The organism is Hansschlegelia sp. KR7-227, assembly GCF_049446035.1.
GTDB lineage: Bacteria > Pseudomonadota > Alphaproteobacteria > Rhizobiales > Methylopilaceae > Methylopila.
Genome location: NZ_JBMSEA010000002.1, coordinates 154,297 through 177,314 on the forward strand (window position 1 = coordinate 154,297; position 23,018 = coordinate 177,314).

Consider the following 23,018-nt stretch of genomic DNA (forward strand, 5'->3'; position numbering starts at 1 on the left):
CTGCGGATCAGGCGAGCTCGCGCCGCCCGGGAACGAAGGCGTCGAACGCCGCCCAGAATTGCTCGCGGATTGCGTCCCGCTCCATCACGAGTTCGTGGCGGGCGCCGCGCACCATGAGATGTCCGCCCCCGCGAATCCGCTCGGCGAACCGGGCGCTCGCCCTAACGTCGACGATGCGGTCGGCGCCGGCGGTCAGCACCAGCGTCGGCGTCCGGAAGGATTCCGGCACGCCCGGAAGGGCCGTCGCCGTCATCGCCCGGAACGCGGCGTGCACCCAGCCGATGGTCGGGGACGCGATTGCAAGCTCCGGCTCCTTCAGGATCAGCGCGACGGAGCGCCCGTAGCGCACGGGATCCGAACTGACGGGATTCCCGTCGAAGGCGCGCAACGCCATGATCCGGTTGGAGCCGCTCGGAATGTAGGCGCCGGAGAAGCCCGCGCGGCCGAGCCCGGTCGCGAGGCCGCGGGCGAAGAACTCCGCCCGCGCGAGCGGCAGGCCCACCATGGGCGCGAGCAACAGGATCCGGTCGAACCACTGCGGCTGCCGCGCGGCGAGGCTGACCAGCACCGGCGCCGACATGGAATGGCTGACGGCGTAGAACGGCGCCGGGCAGTCAACGAACGCGACCTGCCGCATGAAGGCTTCGGCGTCGGCCCGGAACTCGTCGAAATCGTCCACATGGCCTTTCAGCGGGTTCGCCGTCAGCCTCTGCGACAGCCCCTGCCCCCGGAAGTCGAAGGTCGCCACCGCGAAGCCGCGCGCCAGCAGCTCTCCCGCGAGTTCGCCATATTTCTCGATGAACTCCGCGCGCCCCTGGAAGAGGCAGACGGTGCCTCGCAGCGCCCCCGCCGGCCGCCATACCGCCGCGCGGAGCGCGACGCCGTCCGTCGCGTGAAACAGGCTGACCCGGCCTCCGTCGGGCAGCGGGACGCCGTCGGCGACCACGAAGCCGTCCCGCGCGGGGCGGAGGTTGCGACGGGAGCGGGGCATGCGCTCGACAAGAAGGGAGATCCTGGCGGGCGCGCTCAGCGCGAAGCGCGATCCGACCGACGCGAGCCGCAAATTTGTCGTCTCCAACGCGTGTCGGATGCTCTTGAACGCCACGGACCGTCCCACCACCTAATTTATGCCGCAGGCCAACAGGCTGCGGCAGTTCGATAAATCGGTCCGGCCGTTACGGCGGACCGCCTTGTGTCGCTTCCTTTGGAGGATATGAGATGCGCCAGTACGACCTTACCCCGCTCTACCGCTCCACCGTCGGCTTCGACCGTCTGTTTTCGCTGCTCGACAGCGTCGCCGGCGCGGAAGGCCAGACGCCCGGCTATCCGCCCTACAACATCGAGCGCACGGACGAGAACGCCTATCGCATCACGGTAGCGGTCGCCGGCTTCGGCGAGAAGGACCTGAACATCGAGGTCCGTGAGGGCACGCTCACCGTTCGCGGCGAGAAGACGTCGGCCGAACCCAGGGCCCAGGTGCTCCACCAGGGCATCGCCGGCCGCTCCTTCGAGCGCCGTTTCCAGCTCGCCGACCACGTCCAGGTGACCGGCGCGAGCCTTGAGAACGGTCTGCTCCACGTCGACCTCGTGCGCGAAGTGCCGGAAGCGAAGAAGCCGCGGGTCATCCCGATCGGCTCGGGCGCGCCTGCGATCGACGCCAAGACGGTCGAGCAGAAGCAGGCCGCGTGACCCGGGCGGCACGGCTCTAGAACAGGGGCGCTCCGGGAGACCGGAGCGCCTTTTTTCGTGGCGCGGCCGCGTCGATCGCGGCGAGCAGCGCGTCGATCTCCACGGGCTCGGTGGCGAAGGACGGGATGAAGCGGGCGAGAACCTCGCTGTCGCGCCCTCGGCGCTGCGGCGCGATCGATTCGCTGCTCCAGAGGTAATACTGCGCGCCTTGCGCCTTCAGCGCGTCATGCAGCGCCGCGGGCAGGTGCGCGAAGACTTCGTTGGCCTCGACGGGGAAGGCGAGACGCAAGCCCCGCGCCTCCAGGCCGATCGCGAGCTGGGCCGCGCGCGCGTTCGCGGCCCGGGCGAGGTCGAGCCAGAGGCCGCCGGCGAGCAGCGCCTCGATCTGGGCCGCGATGAAGCGCCCTTTCGACCAGGTGTGACCGCCGCGCTTGCGCCGCTCGGCGAGGTTTTCGACAAGGTCGTCCGCGAACAGCACGACCGCCTCCGCCGCCATCGCGCCGTTCTTGGTGAATCCGAAGGACAGAGCCTCGACGCCCGCCCGCCAGGTCAGATCCGCCGGCGACGCCCCCGTGCTCACGACGGCGTTCGCGAAGCGGGCGCCGTCCATGTGGACCCGCAGACCGCGCTCCCGGGCGATCGCCGTCAGCGCCGCGATCTCGGCGGGGCGATAGACTGTGCCGGCTTCGGTCGCCTGCGACAGGGTGAGGCTCGCCGGCGCGACGTGGGTCGGCGGCGTCCAGAAGTCGCGCGCTAAAAGCGCCGTGAGCGATTCCGTCGTCAGCCGGCCGTCGACGCCCGGCGCGCCCACGATCTTGGCGCCCCCGGTAAAAAATTCGGGCGCGCCGCATTCGTCGTGCATGACATGCGCCTCCGCGTGGCCGATCGCGGCGCGCCAGGGCGGAGTCATCTGCGCGAGCGCAAGCGCATTCGCAGCGGTTCCGGTCGTGACGAGAAACGCCGTGACCTTGCGTTCAAAAACCTCCGACAGCAGCGCCTCGACACGGGCGTTGACGTCGTCGTGGCCGTATGGCCTCGCGGGTCCCCGGTTGACGGCGGCGAGCGCCTCGAGCACTGCGTCATGCGCGGGCGCGACATTGTCGCTTGCGAGGTTCATGGGAAAAATGGTCCCTCGTCGTGGTCGGGTCCGGTCGACCGGAAGATTGCCGTAGACGGTTGCGCGGACATCGATCGCGGCGCCCAGAGCGCCGGCCGCGCTTGACAGGCGGGCGCGGCCTTGAACTTTCGGCGCACTCGCCGGCTTATACGCTTCTGCTCGGCGTCGCCACCCGCGCCCTGAACGCCGCCGCCGCTTTACCGCGCTGCGCTTTTCTGCTTAAGGTGCGCCCGCAATAGGACAGCAAGGCTGTCCATTTGCGTCGAGACGGCGTTTCCTCGTGAACTGCGGATCGCGCCACCGGTGGACGGCTCCTTGGATGGGGCGGGCCGCCGCGGTTCAGCGCGCTCGACCTATGGCGCGGTTTTTGGATGGCCGCGATGCTCAGGCGATGGATCATGGGAGTCTGGCCATGACGAAGAAGACGGACGGCGAACTCTGGAACGCGGCGGCGAAGGCGGCTGCGACCAAAGCCGCGCGCGCCCCGATCGTCATCGACGCCGGGCTGCCCGCCGCGCAGGGGATGTACGACCCGCGCCACGAGAAGGATTCCTGCGGGGTCGGCTTTGTTGCCGACATGAAGGGCCGCAAGAGCCACACGATCATCGAGCACGGAATCAAGATCCTCGAGAATCTCGAGCACCGCGGGGCCGTGGGCGCCGATCCGCGCGCAGGCGACGGCGCGGGCATGCTGGTGCAGATTCCGCACAAGTTTTTCGCAGCCGAGGCGGAACGGCTGGGCTTTGCGCTGCCGGAGCCCGGCCACTACGCGGTCGGTCACATCTTCGCGCCGCGGGACCCGTCCGCCGTCCAGACGATCAAGTCGGTGTTCGAGCGCGTCGTGACGGACGAAGGCCAGACCTTCCTCGGCTGGCGCGACGTGCCGACCGACAACGCCTCCCTCGGCGAAAGCGTCAAGCCGACCGAGCCGATCCAGCTGCAGATCTTCATCGGCCGCTCGCCCTACATCACGAGCGAGGACGATTTCGAGCGCCGGCTGTTCATCCTGCGGAAGGTCGTGTCGAACGAGATCTACGGCACGGACCCGAAAGCCTCGAACTATTATCCCGTCTCGCTGTCGTGCCGGACCATCGTCTACAAGGGGATGTTCCTCGCCGACCAGCTCGCGGCCTATTATCCCGACCTCAGCGACGAGCGCTTCGAGAGCGCGCTCGCGCTCGTGCATCAGCGCTTCTCGACCAACACCTTCCCGGCGTGGTCCCTCAGCCACCCCTACCGGATGGTCGCGCATAACGGCGAGATCAACACGCTCCGGGGCAACGTCAACTGGATGGCGGCGCGCCAGGCCTCGGTCGACAGCGAGCTCTACGGCAACGACATCTCGAAGCTCTGGCCGATCTCCTATGAGGGCCAGTCCGACACGGCCTGCCTTGACAACGCGCTCGAGTTCCTCGTGCAGGGCGGCTACAGCCTCGTCCACGCCGTGATGATGCTCGTGCCCGAAGCCTGGGCCGGCAACCCGCTGATGGATGAGCAGCGCCGCTCCTTCTACGAGTACCACGCCGCCATGATGGAGCCGTGGGACGGGCCGGCGGCGATCGCCTTCACCGACGGCCGCCAGATCGGCGCGACGCTCGACCGCAACGGCCTGCGGCCCGCCCGCTGGTTCCAGACCGACGACGATCTCGTGGTGATGGCGTCCGAGATGGGCGTGCTGCCCATGCCGGAGGAGAAGATCGTGCGGAAGTGGCGGCTGCAGCCCGGCCGCATGCTGCTGATCGACCTCGAGCAGGGCCGCATCGTCTCCGACGAGGAGATCAAGGCCGATCTCGCCGCCGCGCGCCCCTACAAGGAGTGGCTGGCGAAGACGCAGCTCGTGCTTGAAGACCTGCCCGACGCGCCGCCGCCCCGCCCGCGGCGCGAGGCGAGCCTGCTCGATCGTCAGCAGGCCTTCGGCTACACGCAGGAGGACGTGCGCCTGCTGATGACGCCGATGGCGACGACGGGGCAGGAAGCCGTCGGCTCGATGGGCACCGACACGCCTCTGTCGGCGCTCTCGCTCAAGTCGAAGCTGCTCTACACCTATTTCAAGCAGAACTTCGCCCAGGTCACGAACCCGCCGATCGACCCGATCCGCGAGGAGCTCGTGATGAGCCTGGTCTCGTTCATCGGGCCGCGGCCGAACCTGTTCGATCTCGAGGGCAGTTCGAAGAAGAAGCGGCTCGAGGTGCGCCAGCCGATCCTCACCAACGAGGACCTGGAGAAGATCCGCGCGATCGACGACCTCGCCGAGAGCCATTTCCAGACGCGCACGCTCGACACCACCTATCCCGTCGAGAAGGGCGCCGCCGGCATGGCGGACGCGATCGACCGGCTGTGCGAGCGCGCGGAAGCCGCCGTCCATGGCGGCTTCAACATCGTCGTCCTGTCCGACCGTCTCGTCGCGCCGAACCGGATCGCCATCCCGGCGCTGCTCGCGACGGCGGCGGTGCATCACAATCTCATCCGCAAGGGCCTGCGGACCTCGGTCGGCCTCGTCGTCGAATCGGGCGAGCCGCGCGAGGTGCATCACTTCGCGGTGCTCGCGGGCTACGGCGCCGAGGCGATCAACCCCTATCTTGCCTTCGAAACGCTGGCTTCGATGCATCAGGCGCTCGACTTCCCCGAGCGGGTCGACGCGACCGAGGTGCGGACGCGCTACATCAAGTCGATCGGCAAGGGCCTGCTCAAGGTCATGTCCAAGATGGGCATCTCGACCTACCAGTCCTATTGCGGCGCGCAGATCTTCGACGCCATCGGCCTGTCGAAGGAGTTCGTCGACAAGTTCTTCTACGGCACGGCCACCCCGGTCGGCGGCGTCGGCCTCGCCGAGATCGCCGAGGAGACGGTGCGCCGCCACACGCTCGCCTTCGCGGACGTTCCCGTGCTGCGTTCGGCGCTCGACGTCGGCGGCGAGTACGCCTACCGCATCCGCGGCGAGGACCACGCCTGGACGCCGGACACAGTGGCCGAGCTGCAGCACGCCGTGCGCTCGCGCTCCTTCGCGAAATACGAGGATTTCGCGCGCATGGTGAACGAGCAGTCCGAGCGGCTGCTGACGCTGCGCGGCCTGTTCCGCATCCGCGCGGCGAAGGAGCGCGGCCGCGAGACCGTGTCGATCGACGAGGTCGAGTCGGCGGCCGACATCGTCAAGCGCTTCGTCACCGGCGCCATGTCCTTCGGCTCGATCTCGCGCGAGGCGCATGAGACGCTCGCGATCGCCATGAACCGGATCGGCGGCAAGTCGAACACCGGCGAGGGCGGCGAGGAGCCGGAGCGCTACATGGCGCTGGCGAACGGCGACTCAAAGCGCTCGGCGATCAAGCAGGTCGCCTCCGGCCGCTTCGGCGTGACCGCGGAGTATCTCGTCAACTCCGACATGATGCAGATCAAGGTGGCGCAGGGCGCGAAGCCCGGCGAAGGCGGGCAGCTGCCCGGCCACAAGGTGGACGCCGCCATCGCCAAGGTGCGCCGCTCGACGCCGGGCGTCGGCCTGATCTCGCCGCCGCCGCACCACGACATCTACTCGATCGAGGATCTGGCGCAGCTCATCTACGACCTGAAGAACGTCAACCCGGAGGCCGACGTCTCGGTGAAGCTCGTCTCCGAGGTCGGCGTCGGGACGGTCGCGGCCGGCGTCGCCAAGGCGCGCGCCGACCACATCACGATCTCCGGCTTCGAGGGCGGCACCGGCGCGAGCCCGCTCACCTCGCTGAAGCACGCCGGCGGCCCCTGGGAGACCGGCCTCGCCGAGACCCAGCAGACGCTGGTCATGAACCGGCTGCGCGGCCGCGTGCGGCTGCAGGTCGACGGCGGCCTGCGCACCGGCCGCGACGTCGTGATCGGCGCCCTGCTCGGCGCCGACGAGTTCGGCTTCTCGACCGCGCCCCTGATCGCGGCCGGCTGCCTGATGATGCGCAAGTGCCACCTGAACACCTGCCCCGTCGGCATCGCGACCCAGGACCCGGTGCTGCGCAAGCGCTTCAAGGGCACGCCCGAAAACGTCATCGACTACCTCTTCTTCGTCGCGGAAGAGGTGCGGATGCTGCTCGCCGAAATGGGCTTTACGAAGCTCGAGGACATCGTCGGCCGCTCCGACCTGCTCGATAAGCGCGACGCCGTCGGCCATTGGAAGGCCAGGGGCCTCGACTTCGGCAAGCTGTTCGCCAAGCCCGTTGTCGGCGCCGACGTCGCCATCCGCCACGCCGAGCGTCAGGACCACCATCTCGAGGCCGTGCTCGACCGCGACCTGATCGAGGCGGCCCGTCCCGCGATCGAACGCGGCGAGCCCGTGATCATCGAGCGCGGGATCGTCAGCCGCAACCGGTCGGCCGGGGCGATGCTGTCCGGCGCGGTCGCCAAGGCGCATGGCAGCGCAGGCCTCGCCGACGACACGATCACCGTGAAGCTGACCGGCACCGCCGGCCAGAGCTTCGGCGCGTTCCTCGCCGCGGGCGTGACGCTCGACCTCACCGGCGAGGCCAACGACTATGTCGGCAAGGGCCTGTCGGGCGGACGCATCATCATCCGCCCGGCCGCAAACGCCGGCATCGTCGCGGAGGAGTCGATCATCGTCGGCAACACCGTGCTCTACGGCGCGATCGAGGGCGAATGCTACTTCCGCGGCGTCGCCGGCGAGCGCTTCGCGGTCCGCAACTCCGGCGCGATCGCGGTGGTCGAAGGAGCGGGCGATCACGGCTGCGAGTACATGACCGGCGGGGTCGTCGTCGTGCTCGGGCGGACCGGCCGCAACTTCGCGGCCGGCATGTCCGGGGGCGTCGCCTATGTGCTGGACGAGGCCGGCGACTTCGCCGCGCGCTGCAACCTGTCGATGGTCGATCTCGAGCCGGTGCTGGAGGAGGAGGAGCTCATGGAGGAGCTTCACCACCACGGCGGCGACCTTGAATTCAAAGGCCGCATCCATGTCGATCCCGACATGACGCGCCATGACGAGGACAGGCTTCACCAGCTCATCTCGGCGCATCTCGCCCACACCGGCTCGGCGCGGGCGAAGGCGATCCTGGACGGCTGGACGAGCTACCGGAACAAGTTCGTCAAGGTGATGCCGCTCGAGTACCGCCGCGCGCTCCGCGAGATGGAGAAGGCGCGGACGCTTCAGGCGGCCGAATGAGGCGGAACGCGCACTGGCGCGTCCGTTCCGCAGGGCCTATGACGGCCCGGCGGGCGTCTTCAGAATGGGTCTAATCCGCTTGGGGCGAGCGGTCGGGCGTCGCGCTACGCGGCGCCGGCGGCCGGCGCCCGCCGCGGCATGAAGGAAAGGCCTCCGCGGGGAGGAGACCGGCATGGGTAAGGTCACAGGATTCCTCGAAATCGAGCGGCAGGAGGCGCGCTATCAGCCGGCCTCCGACCGCATCCGGCATTTTCGCGAGTTCACGCTGCCGCTGTCCGACGCCGAAGTGGCGAAGCAGGCCGCGCGCTGCATGGATTGCGGCATCCCGTTCTGCCACGGGCCGCAGGGCTGCCCGGTCCACAACCAGATCCCGGACTGGAACGACCTCGTCTACGCCGACGACTGGCAGGAGGCGTCTCGGAACCTGCATTCCACCAACAATTTCCCGGAGTTCACCGGCCGCATCTGCCCCGCGCCCTGCGAAGAGGCGTGCACGCTGAACCTCGAGAACATCCCCGTCGCGATCAAGACGGTCGAGCAGGCGATCTCGGACAAGGCCTGGGCGAACGGCTGGATCACGCCGGAGCCGCCCGAGCACAGGACCGGCAAGCGCGTCGCGGTCGTAGGATCGGGTCCCGCCGGCATGGCGGCCGCGCAGCAGCTCGCCCGCGCCGGCCATGACGTCCATGTCTACGAACGCGAGCCCAAGGCCGGCGGCCTGATGCGCTACGGCATTCCCGACTTCAAGATGGAGAAGCGCCACATCGACCGCCGCGTCGAGCAGATGGAGGCCGAGGGCGTCACCTTCCATTATGGCGTGAATGTCGGCGTCGACATGCCGCTGTCGGAGCTGTCCCGGTCTCACGACGCCGTGCTGATGGCCGGCGGCGCCGAGCACCCCCGCGACCCCAAGCTGCCGGGGCAGGACCTGCAGGGCGTGCATTACGCCATGCCGTTCCTCGTCCAGCAGAACCGGCGCGTCGGCTTCGAGAACCGCATCCCCGAGGCGACGGTCGAGGCCGGCGGCAAGCATGTCGTCGTGATCGGCGGCGGCGACACGGCGTCCGACTGCGTGGGCACCTCGTTCCGCCAGGGCGCGATCCAGGTGACGCAGCTCGACATCCGTCCGGTGCCGCCAAAGATCGAAGACAAGCTGATGACCTGGCCGTACTGGCCGACGAAGTTCCGGACCTCGTCAAGCCAGGCGGAGGGCGCGGAACGCGAATTCGCCGCGGTCACCCTCGGAATCGAGGGCAAGAACGGCCGCGTCACCGGCGTGCGCTGCGCCCGCGCCGACGCGAAGCGTCAGCCGATCCCGGGCACGGAGTTCGTGATCAAGGCCGACCTCGTCTTCATCGCCCTCGGCTTCTCCGGACCGGTCATCTCCGGCATGATCGAGCAGTCCGGCGTCGCGCTGGACAAGCGCGGCAACGTTCTCGCCGACGAGACGAGCTACGTGACGTCCGATCCGAAGCTGTTCGCCGCCGGCGACATGCGGCGCGGGCAATCGCTGGTCGTCTGGGCGATCCGCGAAGGCCGCCAGGCCGCGCATGCGATCGACATCTTCCTCACCGGCTCGACCAAACTCCCGCGCTGACCGCGGGAAAAGCCGGCGTGGCCAGTATTAAGCGGCCGTGCTCGCTGAGGACGGCGCACGACTAGGGCGCGGCTTTGGCCGCAGGCTCTGATGGCGCGGGCGACCCCGCCGCCGGCTTGTCCGGCGACGCCGGCTCGGCGCCCGGCCAACGCGCGTCGTCGAGGCGGCCCGGGGCGGCGTCCGGCGCTTCGCCCCTGAGCAGAACCCGTTCGGCGTCCGGCGACACCGTCGCAGCGGGGATCGGCGCGGCGGCGGCAAGCGCGCCGCCGGAGGCGCGGCGCGGCGCGGTCAGCACCACGAGGGGGCTCGCGACCGGGCGCTGCCGGAACGCCTCCATCGGCGAGGGCGCCGTCGCCTGCGCGTCCGCGTCAGGCGCCACGGCTCCCGGGATCGCTTCGACGGTGGCGGGCTTCGGCTGCAAAACCTTGCGAATCTCCCGCTCCGCGTAATGCGCGAGCTTGCGCGAACCGGCCTTCGAAAAGTGCACGCCGTCGTCTAGACGCAGCCGCCCCGTCTGGCCGTCGAGCTGGGGACCCGAAGCGACGTAGGCGCCCTCCTCGTCGACGAAGCCCTCCCACACGTCGACATAGGTTCCGCCCGCAGCCTCCACGCGCTCCTTGATCAGCGCGTTCAGCGCGGTGTGGTCGGAGCTCGCCTTGACGCTTTCGCTCGGCGCGAGGCCCACCCAGTAGACGGGGATCTTCTTCTCCATGAAAGGCTGCAACAGCGCGTCGATGCGGGCCTTGTACCTCTCCGTCCACTCGGGCGAGAGCGGCGCCGCCTGTCGCATGTCGAGAAACGGCTGGCGATCGTTCACGCCGACGTCGATCACGGCGTATTGAAGCGGTCCTGCCGCGACCGCCTTCTTCGCCTCCTCCACGAAGTCGAAATAGTCGGCGCGCACCAGCCCCGCGTTCGCCTTGACATGGCGTCGCACGCCGACGTCCGGGGTGTCCGCGAAGCCCTCCTCCAGGCCGCCCGCAAGCCCGTCGGCGACGCTGTCGCCGAAAACGGCGATGAAGGTCGTCGCCGGAACCGGCTGAGCCGTCCCCGACGCGGCGAGCGAGGCCGATCCCGGCGAGACGACGCCCGGCGCCGGAGCCGCTGGAGCCGCCATCGACGGCGGACGCGGCCGATCCGGCGGCCGCCGCCGGACGATTCGGGGCGGCGGTCGGACCTCGACGCTCGGCTCCCGGGTCGGCTCGCTTGGCGCCCCGCCGAACAGCCGCTGCAGGAACGGCACCGAAAAGCCTTGCCGCTGGGAGCGGTCCGCCTCCTGCACGCGCCTGCGGCGCTCCGCATCCCGGCGGGCAATGGCGTCTCGCCGGTAAGAGCGCAGGCGACGCTCGAAATAGGCGTCGTCGTCGTCCTCGTAGCGACGCTGCCGATAAACGCGCTCGCCGCGCGGCGATCCCTCGAAATAGCGGGGATAGGCGTCCTGCGCCCGCGCGTCCGGGACGACGCCGAGCAGCGACAAGGCCGTGAGCGCAAGGAGCGCGCAGAGGATCGCCCGTGTCATGCGACGGGACGGTATCACGCGACCGGCGATCCGGCCAACCGCTTGCGCCCGAAGCGGCCGCCGCCCGTCAGCGCCCGGTCCTGATCCGCCGCAGCAGGGAGACGCCGGCGTAGCCGTCCGGGGCAAGCCCCTGCTGCCGCTGATAGGACGCGATGGCGTCGCGCGTCGCCGGGCCGATCTTGCCGTCCGGCGCGCCGACGTCGAAGCCGCGCTGGGCGAGCAGCGTCTGGAGCTCCATCCGCCCCTGTTCGTCGAGGGGCGCGTCGTGGTTTGGCCAGGGCGTCTGGAAACGTCCGCCGCCGCGGATTCGATCGGAGAGATGGGCGACCGCGAGCGCGTAGCTGTCAGCGTTGTTGTAGCGTTTGATGACCCGGTAGTTCGCGGTCGTCAGAAAGGCGGGCCCGTTCGGCCCAGCCGGCATGAACAGTTTTCCGCCGCGGGCGCCGACCACCTCCCGTCCCCACTTCTGGCCGGGCTGCCAGCCGTGCTTTCGGAGGAAGTTCGCGGTCGACGCCAACGCGTCCGGCGCGGACTCCCAGATGTCGCGCCGGCCGTCGCCGTCGCCGTCGGCGGCGTAAGGCTTGAAGTTCGTCGGCATGAACTGGGTCTGCCCCATCGCGCCGGCCCAGGAGCCGATCATGTTCTCGGGCGTCACCTGCCCCATCTGGATGATCTGAAGCGCGGCGATCAGCTCCTTGCGGAAGAACTCGTTGCGGCGCTTTGCGCAACAGGCGAGGGTCGAGAGCGCGCTGATCACGTTGTGGCCGCCCATCGTCGCGCCGTAGTTGGTCTCCATCCCCCAGACCGCGAGGATCGAGTAGCGGTCGACGCCGTATTGCCGCTCCAGCCGCGCGAGCACGTCGCCATATTGCGCCAGCGCCTGCTGGCCCCGGCTGATGCGCGTGTCCGAGACCTGGGTGTCGATGTAGTTCGCGATGGTGAGCTTGAATTCGAGCTGCCGCTGCGACTTGTCGATCGCCTCCTGGTCGTACTGAACGACCCGCATGGCGCGATCAAAGGTGGCGGAGCTGACGCCCGCCTTCATCGCGTCCGGCTTCAACCGGACGACGAAGGCGTCGAGACGCGCCTGCTGCGCGACCGCCGGCTGGACCGTCAAAGCGACGAGAGCGGTCAGGCCAAAGGCGAAGCTGCGGGGAAGCCGACGCAGGACGCTCATATGCAATTCTCCTCTTGGGCGGGGGAGATCGCCTCACGCCCGATCGTTCGCGCCACGTCGGTCGAGCATACAGGCGGGAGTTTACAGCGGGTTAACCATGTGGCGCCCAGGGCTCGCGCTCATGCGGCCTTTACACTCGCCGCCGACCGTCCCAATTCTACGCGCCGACCGCGGCATATCTGCGGCCGCCGTCCCGCCCTCTCGCCGGAGCCGTCATGTCCCGCCCGATCCGCAAAGCCGTATTTCCTGTCGCCGGCCTCGGCACCCGCTTCCTGCCGGCGACCAAGGCGGTGCCGAAGGAGATGCTGACGGTCGTGGACAGGCCCGTGATCCAGCACGTGGTCGACGAGGCGCGGGACGCGGGGATCGAGCACTTCATCTTCGTGACCGGCCGCAACAAAGGCGTGATCGAGGACCATTTCGACAAGCAGTACGAGCTTGACGACACGCTGGAGCGCCGCGGCAAGACCGAGGCGATCGCGATCCTGAAGGCTCAGCTTCCGGGCGCCGGGCAGACCAGCTTCACCCGCCAGCAGGAGCCGCTTGGCCTCGGCCACGCGGTGTGGTGCGCGCGCGACATCGTCGGCGACGAGCCGTTCGCGCTCATCCTCCCGGACATGCTGCACCAGGGCGCGCGCGGGTGCCTGAGCGAGATGATCGACGTCTATGAAGAGGCGGGCGGCGGCAACGTCGTCGCAGTCTACGAGGTGCCGGACGACCAGACCCACCAATACGGCATCGTCGGCCGCGGCGAAGACATCGGCAAGGGCTTCAAGATGACGTCGATGGTGGAGAAGCCCAAGAAGGGCACGGCGCAATCGAATCTCGCGATCTCCGGGCGCTACATCCTTCAGCCTGAAATCTTCGACCTGCTCGCCAAGCAGGAGCCGGGGGCCGGCGGCGAGATCCAGCTCACGGACTCCATGCTGGCGCTCGCCGACACACAGGCCTTCTCGGGCTACGCCTTCAAGGGTCCGGTGTTCGACACCGGCTCGAAGATCGGCTTCCTCACCGCCAACGTCGCCTATGCGCTGGCGCGAGACGAGATGGCGGCCCAGTTCCGCGCCGAGGTCGAAGCGCTGCTGAAGCGCTGAATGCGCCGAGACTGAGCCGACGGCCTGACGCGCATTGGTCGCGTCAGGACGTCTCCCGCTCCGCGATCAGCGCCTCGAGGCTCTCCAGGCGGTCAGCCTCGGCGGCCGGCTTGTCCCAGCGGATGCGGGCGACGCGCGGAAACCGCATCGCGACGCCCGATTTGTGCCGCGCGGACCGCGCGATGCCCTCGAAGGCGACTTCGAGCACGAGGCCTTCCGTCTCGCCATGCGCCACCTCCCGCACCGGACCGAAACGGTTCGTCGTGTTCTTGCGCACGAAGCGGTCGAGCTCGATCATTTCCTCGTCGGTGAAGCCGAAATAGGCCTTGCCGACCGGGACCAGGCGCAGGCCTTCGGCGTCCTCGGTCCAGACCCCGAAGGTGTAGTCGGAATAGAAGGACGATCGCCGCCCATGGCCGCGCTGGGCGTACATCATGACGGCGTCGACCGTCATCGGATCGTGCTTCCACTTGAACCACAGGCCTTTCGGCCGTCCCACGACATACGGGCTGTCGCGGCGCTTCACCATCAGCCCCTCGACGGCCGCCGCGTCGTCGCCCGCCCCGGCCGAGGCCGGATCGAGGCGGGCCGCGGCGAGCCCGTCCCAGTCGTCGAAGGCGACCAGGGCCGAGAGATCGACCCGCGGGTTCTTCTGGCGCGCGACGAAGGCCTCCAGCCGAGCGCGCCGCTCCTCGAAGGGCTTCTCCCTCAGGTCCTCCGCGCCGTCGAACAGCAGGTCGTAGGCGCGGATGTGGGCGGGGAATTCGGCGAGCAGCTTCGGCGTCACGCTCTTCCGGTTGAGCCGCTGCTGCAGCACGTTGAAGGTCTGCACCTTGCCGTCGCGCAGGATCAGGAGCTCGCCGTCGATCGCGCCGTGGAAGTTGAGCGCCTCGATGAGGTCGGGAAACGCGCCGGAGACGTCCTCGCCGGACCGGCTCCACAGCCGGGCCACCGGGCGGCCGTCCGCGCCGACGCCGGCGGAGGCCTGCACCCGGATGCCGTCCCACTTCCACTCGGCGACGAAATCCGTCGGGTCGAGAGCGCGAAAGTTCGTATCCTCCAGCGGATGCGCCAGCATGGGCGGCCGAAACGGCGCCGGGTCGTCGGCGAAAGGCTTCGGCCCCCTCCCCTCCACCCAGGCGAACAGCTCCTCGTAAGGCGGCGCCAGACCCGGCCAGACCAGCTCGACGTCGTCGGCCTTCAGCCCCTCGCCGAGCGCCGCCACCGCCGTCTTCGCGAGCCGCGCCGACGCCCCGATGCGCAAGCTTCCCGTGATCAGCTTGAGCAGCGCCCAGCGGCCGGTCTCGTCGAGCGCATCGAGCCAGGCGGCGAGTCGCTTCGGCAGGTCGAGCTTCGCGGTCGCCGTCAGCCCCTCCACGATCTCGGACAGCGGGGGCGCGCGGTTGGCGCGGGTCTCGCCCGGCCACATCAGCGCGACGGTCTCGGCGAGATCGCCGACATAATCGTAAGAGAGCCCGAACAGCACCGGGTCGGTCCGCTCCATGATGAGCCCGCGGATCAGGCCGGCCTTGGCGTGCCGGAAGCTGAGCGCGCCGGTGAGCGCGGCGAGCGCCCAGCCGCGCTCGGGATCGGGCGTCTCGCGAAGATAGTCCGCGATCAGCCGGATCTTGGCGTTGCGCCGCGGCTCGTAGGACAGCCGATCGAGCAGGAAGGCGAAGCGGTTCATGTCAGCCGCTTCCGTACGTCCAGACTGAAGCGCGTCGTCCTCCGGCTCGACCGGAGGACCCATCGTCGCGGTCGAGCGCCACGCTCGACATGAATGGTCCGGTCAAGCCGGACCATGACGCACCTCCTCCTGCACGGCTTTCCCCACGTCGCTTTCCTCGGCTTCCCCCTCATCCCCATAGCCCACCAGCCGCAGCGGCCGCGCCTTCAGCCCCGTCGTCCCGCACCAATGGACCAGCGCGTCCTCCTCGCCATGCGTGACCCAGATCTCCCCAGCGCCCGTGTCGAGGATGGTCTGGCGCAGTTCGTCCCAGTCGGCATGGTCGGAGACGACCAGCGGCAGCTCGACGCCCTTCTGGCGAGCCCGCGCGCGCACCCTCATCCAGCCGGAGGCCGCGACGGTCACCGGATCCGGGAACTTGCGCGCCCAGAGCTCGCGCAGCGCCGAGGGCGGGCAGAGCACGATCGCGCCGGCGAGCTTCGCCCGTTCCCCGGCCTCGACCCGAATGGTCTCTCCGAGATCGACGCCGAGCGCGGCGTAGGTCTCGGTCACCCGGACCATCGCGCCGTGGAGGTGGATCGGCCTGTCCCAGCCCGCGGCGCGCAAGAGCTTCATCAGCCGCTGCGCCTTGCCGAGCGAATAGGCCCCGACGAGATGGGCGCGGTCGGGGAACAGTTCGACGCTGTCGAGCAGCTTGGCGATCTCGCCGCCAGCGTCAGGGTGGCGGAAGACCGGCAGGCCGAAGGTCGCCTCGGTGACGAACAGGTCGCAGGGGACGACCTCGAAATCGGCGGCGGTCGGATCGTGGGCGCGCTTGTAGTCGCCGGAAACGACCGCGCGGAATCCCTTCCATTCCAGCCGGATCTGCGCCGCGCCGAGCACGTGGCCGGCGGGGTGGAAGCTGACCTCGACCTCCCCGACCTTTGCCTTCGCCCCGTAGGGAGACGGCTGGCGGGCGCGGCAGAAATCCTCGCCGTAGCGGGCGGCCATGATGGCGAGCGTCTCCGGCGTGGCCATCACCGCGGCGTTGCCGGGTCGCGCATGATCAGCATGGCCGTGGGTGATCAGCGCCCGCTCCACCGGCCTCATGGGGTCGATGTAGGCGTCGGCCGGCGGGCAGTAGAGCCCCTTGGGCGTGGGGCAGAGCAGGTCTTCTGGGCGCATCACGTAAGTGAGATAAGCGTGGACGGCGCGTCGAACAGGCGCGGCGCGCCAGCGCAACGACGCCTGCGACGCTTGCCCGCGCCGCTGCGGAGGGGCAGAAGGGGCCTCCGCCGAAACCAGCATGCGAGCCTTCATGTCGACCCGCCCCTCGAAACGCGCCCCCGACGCCATGCGACCCGTGTCGCTGGAGCGCGCGGTCGCGCGTTATGCGGAAGGCTCCTGCCTCGTGAAGTTCGGCGAGACGCACGTGCTCTGCTGCGCGAGCCTTGAGGACAAGGCGCCGGGCTGGCTGCGCGGCCAGGGTCGCGGTTGGGTGACGGCGGAATACGCCATGCTGCCCCGCGCCACCCACGAACGCACGCGCCGCGAGGTCACCTCCGGCAAGCCGTCCGGCCGCACGCAGGAGATCCAGCGCCTGATCGGCCGCTCGCTCCGGGCCGTCGTCGACCTCAAGATGCTCGGCGAGCGCCAGATCACGGTCGACTGCGACGTGCTGCAGGCGGACGGCGGCACGCGCACCGCGGCCATCACCGGCGCCTGGGTCGCGCTGCACGACTGCCTCGCCTGGATGCAGGCCCGCGACATGCTCAAAGGCCCAGCGCTCAAGGACCATGTCGCCGCCGTCTCCTGCGGCGTGTTCGGCGGCGCGACCGTGCTCGATCTCGACTACGCCGAGGATTCCTCCGCCGAGACCGACGCCAATTTCGTGCTGACCGGCTCGGGCGGCATCGTGGAGGTGCAGGGCACCGCGGAAGGCGCGCCCTTCTCCGAGGAGGAACTGCTGGAGCTTCTGAGGCTCGCAAAGCAGGGCTGCTCCCAGCTCGTCGAGCTGCAGAAGATGGCGGTCGCCTGAGCGCACGATGACCGCCCTGCCCGCCCTCGGACCCCGCCTCGTCGTCGCCACGCACAACTCGGGCAAGTTGCGCGAGTTTCGCGAACTGCTGGCGCCGTTCCCGCTGGAGCTGACCTCGGCCGGCGAGCTCGGGCTGCCGGAGCCGGACGAGACCGGCACGACCTATGCGGAGAACGCGCAGATCAAGGCTCAGTCCGCCGCGAAGGCTTCCGGACTGCCCGCGCTCGCGGACGATTCCGGCCTTTGCGTCCACGCGCTGTGGGGCGCGCCCGGCCTGTTCTCCGCCCGCTGGGCTGGCCCGTCCAAGGACTTCGCCGTCGCGATGCGCCGCGTCGAGGAGGACCTCGGCGCCCGCGGGGCGACCGCCCGCGAGGACCGCCGCGCCGCCTTCGTCGCGGCGCTGTGCCTCGCCTGGCCGACCGGCGAGCGGCTCGACGTCGAGGGCCATGTGGCGGGCGGGATCGTCTGGCCGCCCCGCGGCGACCTCGGCTTCGGCTACGATCCGATCTTCCTGCCGGACGGCCTCGACCGCACCTTCGGCGAGATCGGCTCGGACGAGAAGCACGGCGTCGTCTGGAATTCGGACGGCCGCGCGACCGGCCTGTCGCACCGCGCCCGCGCCTTCGGCAAACTGGTGGCTGCGCTTTATCCCGGCGGACCGCCGAAATGAGCGATCCCGGCTTCGGCGTCTATGTGCACTGGCCGTTCTGCGCGTCGAAGTGCCCCTATTGCGACTTCAACAGCCATGTCCGGCGCGCCGAGGTCGACCAGCCGCGGTTTCTCTCAGCCTTCCGCCGCGAGATCGCGCATATGGCGGCGCTGGCTCCCGGACGCCGCGTCGAAAGCGTGTTCTTCGGCGGCGGCACGCCCTCGCTGATGGAGCCCTCGACCGTCGCGGGCGTGCTCGACGCGATCGGCGCGGGATGGCAGGTCGCAGACGACGCCGAGGTGACGCTCGAGGCGAACCCGACCTCGGTCGAGGCCGGCCGCTTCCGCGGCTACCGCGCGGCGGGCGTCAACCGCGTCTCGCTCGGCGTGCAAGCGCTGAACGGGCCGGACCTCGCGGCGCTCGGGCGGCTGCATACGGTCGAGGAGGCGCTCACGGCCGTGCGGCTCGCCGGCGAGATCTTTCCGCGAACGTCCTTCGATCTGATCTACGCGCGGCCGGGCCAGTCGCCGCAGAGCTGGGCCGCCGAACTCGCCCAGGCCATCGGCTACGGCACGGAGCACCTGTCGCTCTATCAGCTCACCATCGAGGAGGGCACGCCCTTCTTCGCGCTCCACCAGGCGGGCAAGCTGAAGACGCCGGACGAGAACCTCGGCCGCGCGCTGTGGGACGTGACGCAGGAGACCTGCGAGACGGCGGGCATGCCGGCGTATGAAATCTCGAACCACGCCCGGCCGGGCGCGGAGAGCCGCCACAACCTCGTCTACTGGCGCTACGGCGAATATGCCGGCGTCGGCCCGGGCGCGCACGGACGGCTGGTGGTCGACGGCGTGCGCCGGGAGCTCGCGACCGAGCGCAACCCCGAGCTCTGGGCTGCGGCCGTGGAGGCCGACGGCTGCGGTCTCGTGACTGACGCGGAGCTCAGCCACGAGGCGCAGGCCGACGAGTTCCTGCTGATGGGCCTCCGGCTGAAGGAGGGCATCGACCTCGCCCGTTTCCATCGCATCTCCGGCCGCCGCATCGACGACCGCCGCATCGACGACCTGATCATGGACGGCATGGTCGAACGCGTCGGCCGCGACCGGCTGCGGGTGACCCCGGAGGGCTTTCCGGTGCTCGACGCGGTGGTGGCGGACCTGGCGGGCTAGTTTTGCCGGCGCGACGACGCATGTCGACCGCATGGCGGAAAAACCGCCCTTGCCCCTGCCGGGCCGGATGACCGGACCGGACAAGATCCTTAATGTCGGACGAATTCCCCGTCCGGAGCCCGAGCCTTGGAAACCTTCGAGTGGATCGTCGCCCTGCTTCTGGGCGCGGCGCTGCTCGCGCTGCTGGCGCGGCGGCTGGGCGCCCCCTACCCGACGTTCCTCGCGATCGGGGGCGCCTGCCTCGCCTTCGTGCCGGACGGGCCGGAATGGACGCTCGACCCGCATCTCGCGCTCACCCTGTTCGTCGCGCCCGTGCTGGTGGACGCCGCCTACGACACGTCGCTCCGTGATCTCCGGGACAATTGGGCGCCGGTCGCCGGACTGGTGGTCGTGGCGGTCGCGGCGACCACGGCGGCGGTCGCGATCCTCGCCCGCGTCCTCGTGCCGGACATGCCCTGGCCGGTCGCGATCGCGCTCGGCGCCGTCGTCGCCCCGCCGGACGCGGCCGCTGCGACCGCCGTCGTCCGCCAGATCAAGCTGCCGCACCGCATTCTCAAGATTCTCGAAGGCGAGAGCCTGCTGAACGACGCGAGCGCGCTGCTGATCTACCGGCTCGCCGTGGTCGCGGCGGTCGGCGGCGGCGTCAGCTTCTGGTCCTTTGCGCCGATCTTCCTGCTGACCGTCTTCGGCAGCGTCGCGGCTGGATTCGCCGCGGCCCTGTTCACCACCTGGATGTCGCGCGTGCCGGACGCGCCGATCGCCATCATCTTCCAGTTCAGCCTGACCTTCGGCGTGTGGATCGCGGCGGAGGCGATCGGCCTCTCGGGCATCCTCACCGTCGTGGTCTACGCCATGACGATCGCGCGGCGGCGCTCGGCACGCCTGTCGGCGCGCATGCGCGTGCCTGTCTTCGCCGTCTGGGAGACGGTCGTCTTCGTGCTCAACGCCTTCGCCTTCGTGCTGATCGGCCTCCAGCTTCGGCCGATCTGGGAGCGTCTCGGCGATCTGCGCCTGGAATATGCCGGCATCGCGCTCGCCGTTCTGGCCGTCACGATCCTGGCGCGGTTCGCCTGGGTGATGACCTTCAACACGGCGCTCCGGCTGAAGATCGAGCGGCGCGGCTTCAACCCGCCACGGCCCATGGCGCGCCCGACCGTCAATGGCGGGATCGTCATCTCCTGGGCCGGCATGCGCGGGATCGTGACGCTCGCCGCCGCCTTCGCGGTGCCTGAGACGCTCGCCGACGGTTCCCCCTTCCCCTATCGCGACCTCATCCTGCTGACGGCGTTCACCGTCGTCCTCGGCACGCTGACGATCCAGGGCCTCACTCTGGGGCCGCTGATCCGGTGGATGGGCCTGAGCGACGACGACCCCGTCGGACGGGAGGTCCGCCAGGCGCGCGCCGAGACCTACCGGGCCGGCCTCAAGGCGATCGAGGACGACGACAGCCTGCAGGCGAAGCTCGTCCGCAAGGAGTTCGGCGCGGCGATCGAGCTCAGCGAGACGGAGGGAGCGCCCGGGGCCGAGGACGTGCTGGGCGGCGGACGACCGCGCCTGCGCGCGATCGAGGCCGCGCGCGAACGCGCGATCGAGCTCCGCCGCCAATCCGTGATCGGGGACGACGCCTACCGCGTGCTGGAGGAAGAGCTCGACTGGGCCGAGCTGAGCGCGGGCCTTCGCTGACGCGCCGCGCCTTCTCAGGATCTCGCCGCCCGGACCGGTCTCCCGAACGTCCCTCAGCCGCCGACGTTGAACGCGGCCAACACGGCCATGTTGACGATGTCGGCGTCGGTCGCGCCGAGCCCGACGATCTGGACCGGCTTTTCGAGTCCGACGAGCAGCGGGCCAATCACGGTGGCGCCGGCGAGCTCCTGCATCATGCGCGTCGCGATGGTCGCGCTTTGCAGGGTCGGCATCACCAGGACGTTGGCTGGACCGGAGAGCCTGGAGAACGGGTAGAGCGCGAGCACGTCGCGCGAGAGCGCGACATCGGCCGTCATCTCGCCGTCGAACTCGAAGTCGACGTGCCGGGCCGCGAGAACCTTCACCGCCTCGCGGATGCGGTCGGAGCGGACCGAGGACGGGGGATTGCCGAAGGTCGACGCGGCAAGCAGCGCCACGCGCGGCTCGTAGCCGAGCCGCCGCGCGACGCTCGCGGTCTCGACCGCGATGTCGGCGAGCTCCTCCGGCTCGGGGACCTCGGAGACGGCGGTGTCGGCGAGAATGACGGTGCGGCCGCGGGCGATCACCAGCGTCACGCCCATCGCGCGATGGCCGAGCTTGGGGTCGATCGCCCGGCCCACCTCCTCCAGCACGGTGGAGTAGTTCCGGGTCACGCCCGAAACCATCGCGTCGGCGTCGCCGAGCGCGACCATGCAGGCGGCGAAGTGGTTGCGGTCCTGGTTGACGAGGCGCTGGCAGTCGCGCTGCAGGAAGCCCTGGCGCTGCAGGCGGCCGTACAGGTGGTTCGTGTACGCCGCGTTGCGGCTGGAGAGCCGGGCGTTGTGGATCTCGACGCCGTCGCGCAGCTCGACGCCGGCCGCCGCCGCGCTGGCGCGCACCCGGTCCTCGCGGCCGACGAGGATCGCCGATCCAAGTCCCTGATGGACGAAGGAGAGCGCGGCGCGGATGACCTGCTCCTCCTCGCCCTCCGCGAACACCACCCGCTTCGGCCGCCGCCGCGCCTTCTCGAAGATGCGCGCGAGCGTGCCGGCGACAGGGTCGCGGCGCGAGCGCAGCTCCGCGACATAGGCCTCCATGTCGACGATGGGGCGCCGTGCGACCCCGGTGTCCATCGCGGCGCGCGCGACCGCCGGCGGCACGGTCGACATCAGCCGCGGGTCGAAAGGCGTCGGGATGATGTAGTCGCGTCCGAAGCGCGGCCGCCCGCCATAGGCGACGGCGACCTCGTCCGGCACGTCCTCGCGGGCGAGCGCCGCCAGAGCCTCGGCCGCCGCGATCTTCATCTCCATGTTGATCGTGGTGGCGCGCACGTCGAGCGCGCCGCGGAAGATGTAGGGAAAACCCAGCACGTTGTTGATCTGGTTGGGGTAGTCGGACCGCCCGGTGGCCACGATCGCGTCGCCGCGCACCGCCTGCGCGACGTCCGGCGCGATCTCAGGGTCCGGGTTCGCCATGGCGAAGATGATCGGCTGGTCCGCCATCGTCTCGACCATCTCGGGCGTCAGCGCGCCCTTGACCGACAGGCCGAAGAACACGTCGGCGCCCTTCACGGCGTCGGCGAGCGTGCGCGCCTTCGTGTCGACGGCGTGCGCCGACTTCCACTGGTTCATGCCCTCCTTCCGGCCCTCGTAGACGACGCCCTTGGTGTCGACGAGGATGACGTTCTCGTGCCGGAAGCCCATCGCCTTGATGAGCTCGAGCGAGGCGATGCCGGCGGCGCCCGCGCCGTTGCAGACGAGCCTGGTCTCCGCGATGTCGCGCCCCGTCACGTGCAGCGCGTTCAGGATGCCGGCGGCGGCGATGATCGCCGTGCCGTGCTGGTCGTCGTGGAACACCGGGATGTCGAGCAGTTCGCGCAGGCGCTGCTCGATCACGAAGCACTCCGGCGCCTTGATGTCCTCGAGGTTGATCCCGCCGAAGGTCTGCCCGAGGAAGCGCACGCAGTTGACGAACTCGTCCACGTCCTCGGTGTTCACTTCGAGGTCGAAGGCGTCGATGTCCGAGAAGCGCTTGAAGAGCACGCATTTGCCCTCCATCACCGGCTTCGCCGCCAGCGCCCCGAGATTGCCCAACCCGAGAATCGCGGTGCCGTTCGTGATGACGGCGACCATGTTGCCGCGGGTGGTGTAGTCGAAGGCCTTGTCGGGGTCTTCGGCGATCACGAGCACCGGCACGGCGACGCCCGGCGAATAGGCGAGCGACAGGTCGCGCTGCGTCGCCATCGGCTTGGTCGCGGCGATCTCGAGCTTGCCCGGCCGACCGCGGGCGTGGAAGTCGAGCGCCTCCTGGTCGGTGAAAGTGGGACGGGGACGGCGGCCCTTCGGGGCTTCTGACATAGACGTTTCCAATCAGGCGATGGCTCCGACCGGGGCCTTACACGACTGGGCCCGCCGCCGTCGACCCGCCGGGGGTCGAACGCGGACGCGGGTCGGGGAGTTCGAGACGCGAAAGCGCAGGTTTTACCGCCCGTCGAGCGCGGCGTCCGCCAAGGC

15 protein-coding genes are annotated in these 23,018 nt (G+C 69.8%); 8 read left to right on the plus strand and 7 right to left on the minus strand.

Annotation, left to right across the window (positions count from 1 at the left end; translation table 11 throughout):
• Window positions 1–7 precede the first annotated feature (7 nt).
• Complete coding sequence (locus tag ACO2RJ_RS16255) at window positions 8–991, minus strand: alpha/beta fold hydrolase (protein WP_423269171.1); 984 nt, start codon at window positions 989–991, stop codon at window positions 8–10.
• A 227-nt stretch (window positions 992–1,218) separates the two neighbouring features.
• On the opposite strand from ACO2RJ_RS16255, the gene ACO2RJ_RS16260 reads away from it, so the two are divergent.
• Window positions 1,219–1,689, plus strand: a complete 471-nt coding sequence (locus ACO2RJ_RS16260) for an Hsp20 family protein (protein WP_423269172.1) — start codon at window positions 1,219–1,221, stop codon at window positions 1,687–1,689.
• Between the two features lie 16 nt (window positions 1,690–1,705).
• On the opposite strand, the gene ACO2RJ_RS16265 is transcribed toward ACO2RJ_RS16260, so the two are convergent.
• A complete protein-coding gene (locus ACO2RJ_RS16265; protein WP_423269173.1) occupies window positions 1,706–2,806 on the minus strand; it encodes a threonine aldolase family protein in 1,101 nt (366 codons plus the stop codon).
• A 391-nt stretch (window positions 2,807–3,197) separates the two neighbouring features.
• On the opposite strand from ACO2RJ_RS16265, the gene gltB reads away from it, so the two are divergent.
• Entirely contained in the window at window positions 3,198–7,937 is a 4,740-nt protein-coding gene (gene gltB / locus ACO2RJ_RS16270) for a glutamate synthase large subunit (RefSeq protein WP_423269174.1), read from the plus strand.
• Between the two features lie 172 nt (window positions 7,938–8,109).
• Window positions 8,110–9,534, plus strand: a complete 1,425-nt coding sequence (locus ACO2RJ_RS16275) for a glutamate synthase subunit beta (protein WP_423269175.1) — start codon at window positions 8,110–8,112, stop codon at window positions 9,532–9,534.
• Between the two features lie 61 nt (window positions 9,535–9,595).
• On the opposite strand, the gene ACO2RJ_RS16280 is transcribed toward ACO2RJ_RS16275, so the two are convergent.
• Window positions 9,596–11,053: a GDSL-type esterase/lipase family protein gene (locus tag ACO2RJ_RS16280; protein WP_423269176.1), complete on the minus strand. Its 1,458-nt coding sequence runs from the start codon at window positions 11,051–11,053 to the stop codon at window positions 9,596–9,598.
• 67 nt (window positions 11,054–11,120) lie between these two features.
• Window positions 11,121–12,230, minus strand: coding sequence for a lytic murein transglycosylase (locus ACO2RJ_RS16285; protein ID WP_423269177.1), 1,110 nt, complete (start codon window positions 12,228–12,230; stop codon window positions 11,121–11,123).
• Between the two features lie 215 nt (window positions 12,231–12,445).
• Here ACO2RJ_RS16285 and ACO2RJ_RS16290 point away from each other — a divergent pair, with 215 nt between their 5' ends.
• Window positions 12,446–13,324 carry a UTP--glucose-1-phosphate uridylyltransferase gene (locus ACO2RJ_RS16290; RefSeq protein ID WP_423269178.1) on the plus strand — a complete coding sequence of 293 codons (879 nt, stop codon included), beginning with the start codon at window positions 12,446–12,448 and terminating at the stop codon, window positions 13,322–13,324.
• A 43-nt stretch (window positions 13,325–13,367) separates the two neighbouring features.
• Here the strand turns inward: ACO2RJ_RS16290 and ACO2RJ_RS16295 are convergent, their stop codons facing one another.
• A complete protein-coding gene (locus ACO2RJ_RS16295) occupies window positions 13,368–15,011 on the minus strand; it encodes a cisplatin damage response ATP-dependent DNA ligase (RefSeq protein ID WP_423269179.1) in 1,644 nt (547 codons plus the stop codon).
• Window positions 15,012–15,113: 102 nt separating this feature from the next.
• The gene (locus ACO2RJ_RS16300; protein WP_423269410.1) at window positions 15,114–16,175 is read right to left on the minus strand and encodes a ligase-associated DNA damage response exonuclease; all 1,062 of its coding nucleotides are present in this window, start codon (window positions 16,173–16,175) and stop codon (window positions 15,114–15,116) included.
• Window positions 16,176–16,308: 133 nt separating this feature from the next.
• Between ACO2RJ_RS16300 and rph the strand changes: the two genes are divergently transcribed.
• The 4 genes from rph (at window position 16,309) to ACO2RJ_RS16320 (ending at window position 20,526) form a co-directional block, all read left to right on the plus strand.
• Window positions 16,309–17,028 carry a ribonuclease PH gene (rph, locus tag ACO2RJ_RS16305; protein WP_423269180.1) on the plus strand — a complete coding sequence of 240 codons (720 nt, stop codon included), beginning with the start codon at window positions 16,309–16,311 and terminating at the stop codon, window positions 17,026–17,028.
• A 7-nt stretch (window positions 17,029–17,035) separates the two neighbouring features.
• Window positions 17,036–17,698 carry a non-canonical purine NTP pyrophosphatase gene (locus ACO2RJ_RS16310; protein ID WP_423269181.1) on the plus strand — a complete coding sequence of 221 codons (663 nt, stop codon included), beginning with the start codon at window positions 17,036–17,038 and terminating at the stop codon, window positions 17,696–17,698.
• Window positions 17,695–18,843 (plus strand): radical SAM family heme chaperone HemW, encoded by a 1,149-nt coding sequence (hemW, locus tag ACO2RJ_RS16315; protein ID WP_423269182.1) that lies wholly within the window; start codon window positions 17,695–17,697, stop codon window positions 18,841–18,843. The genes ACO2RJ_RS16310 and hemW overlap by 4 nt, the downstream gene beginning before the upstream one ends.
• Window positions 18,844–18,969: 126 nt before the next feature.
• On the plus strand, window positions 18,970–20,526 hold the full coding sequence (locus tag ACO2RJ_RS16320) for a cation:proton antiporter (protein ID WP_423269183.1): 1,557 nt from the start codon (window positions 18,970–18,972) through the stop codon (window positions 20,524–20,526).
• Window positions 20,527–20,579: 53 nt separating this feature from the next.
• On the opposite strand, the gene ACO2RJ_RS16325 is transcribed toward ACO2RJ_RS16320, so the two are convergent.
• Entirely contained in the window at window positions 20,580–22,862 is a 2,283-nt protein-coding gene (locus ACO2RJ_RS16325; protein ID WP_423269184.1) for an NADP-dependent malic enzyme, read from the minus strand.
• Between the last annotated feature and the right edge of the window lie 156 nt (window positions 22,863–23,018).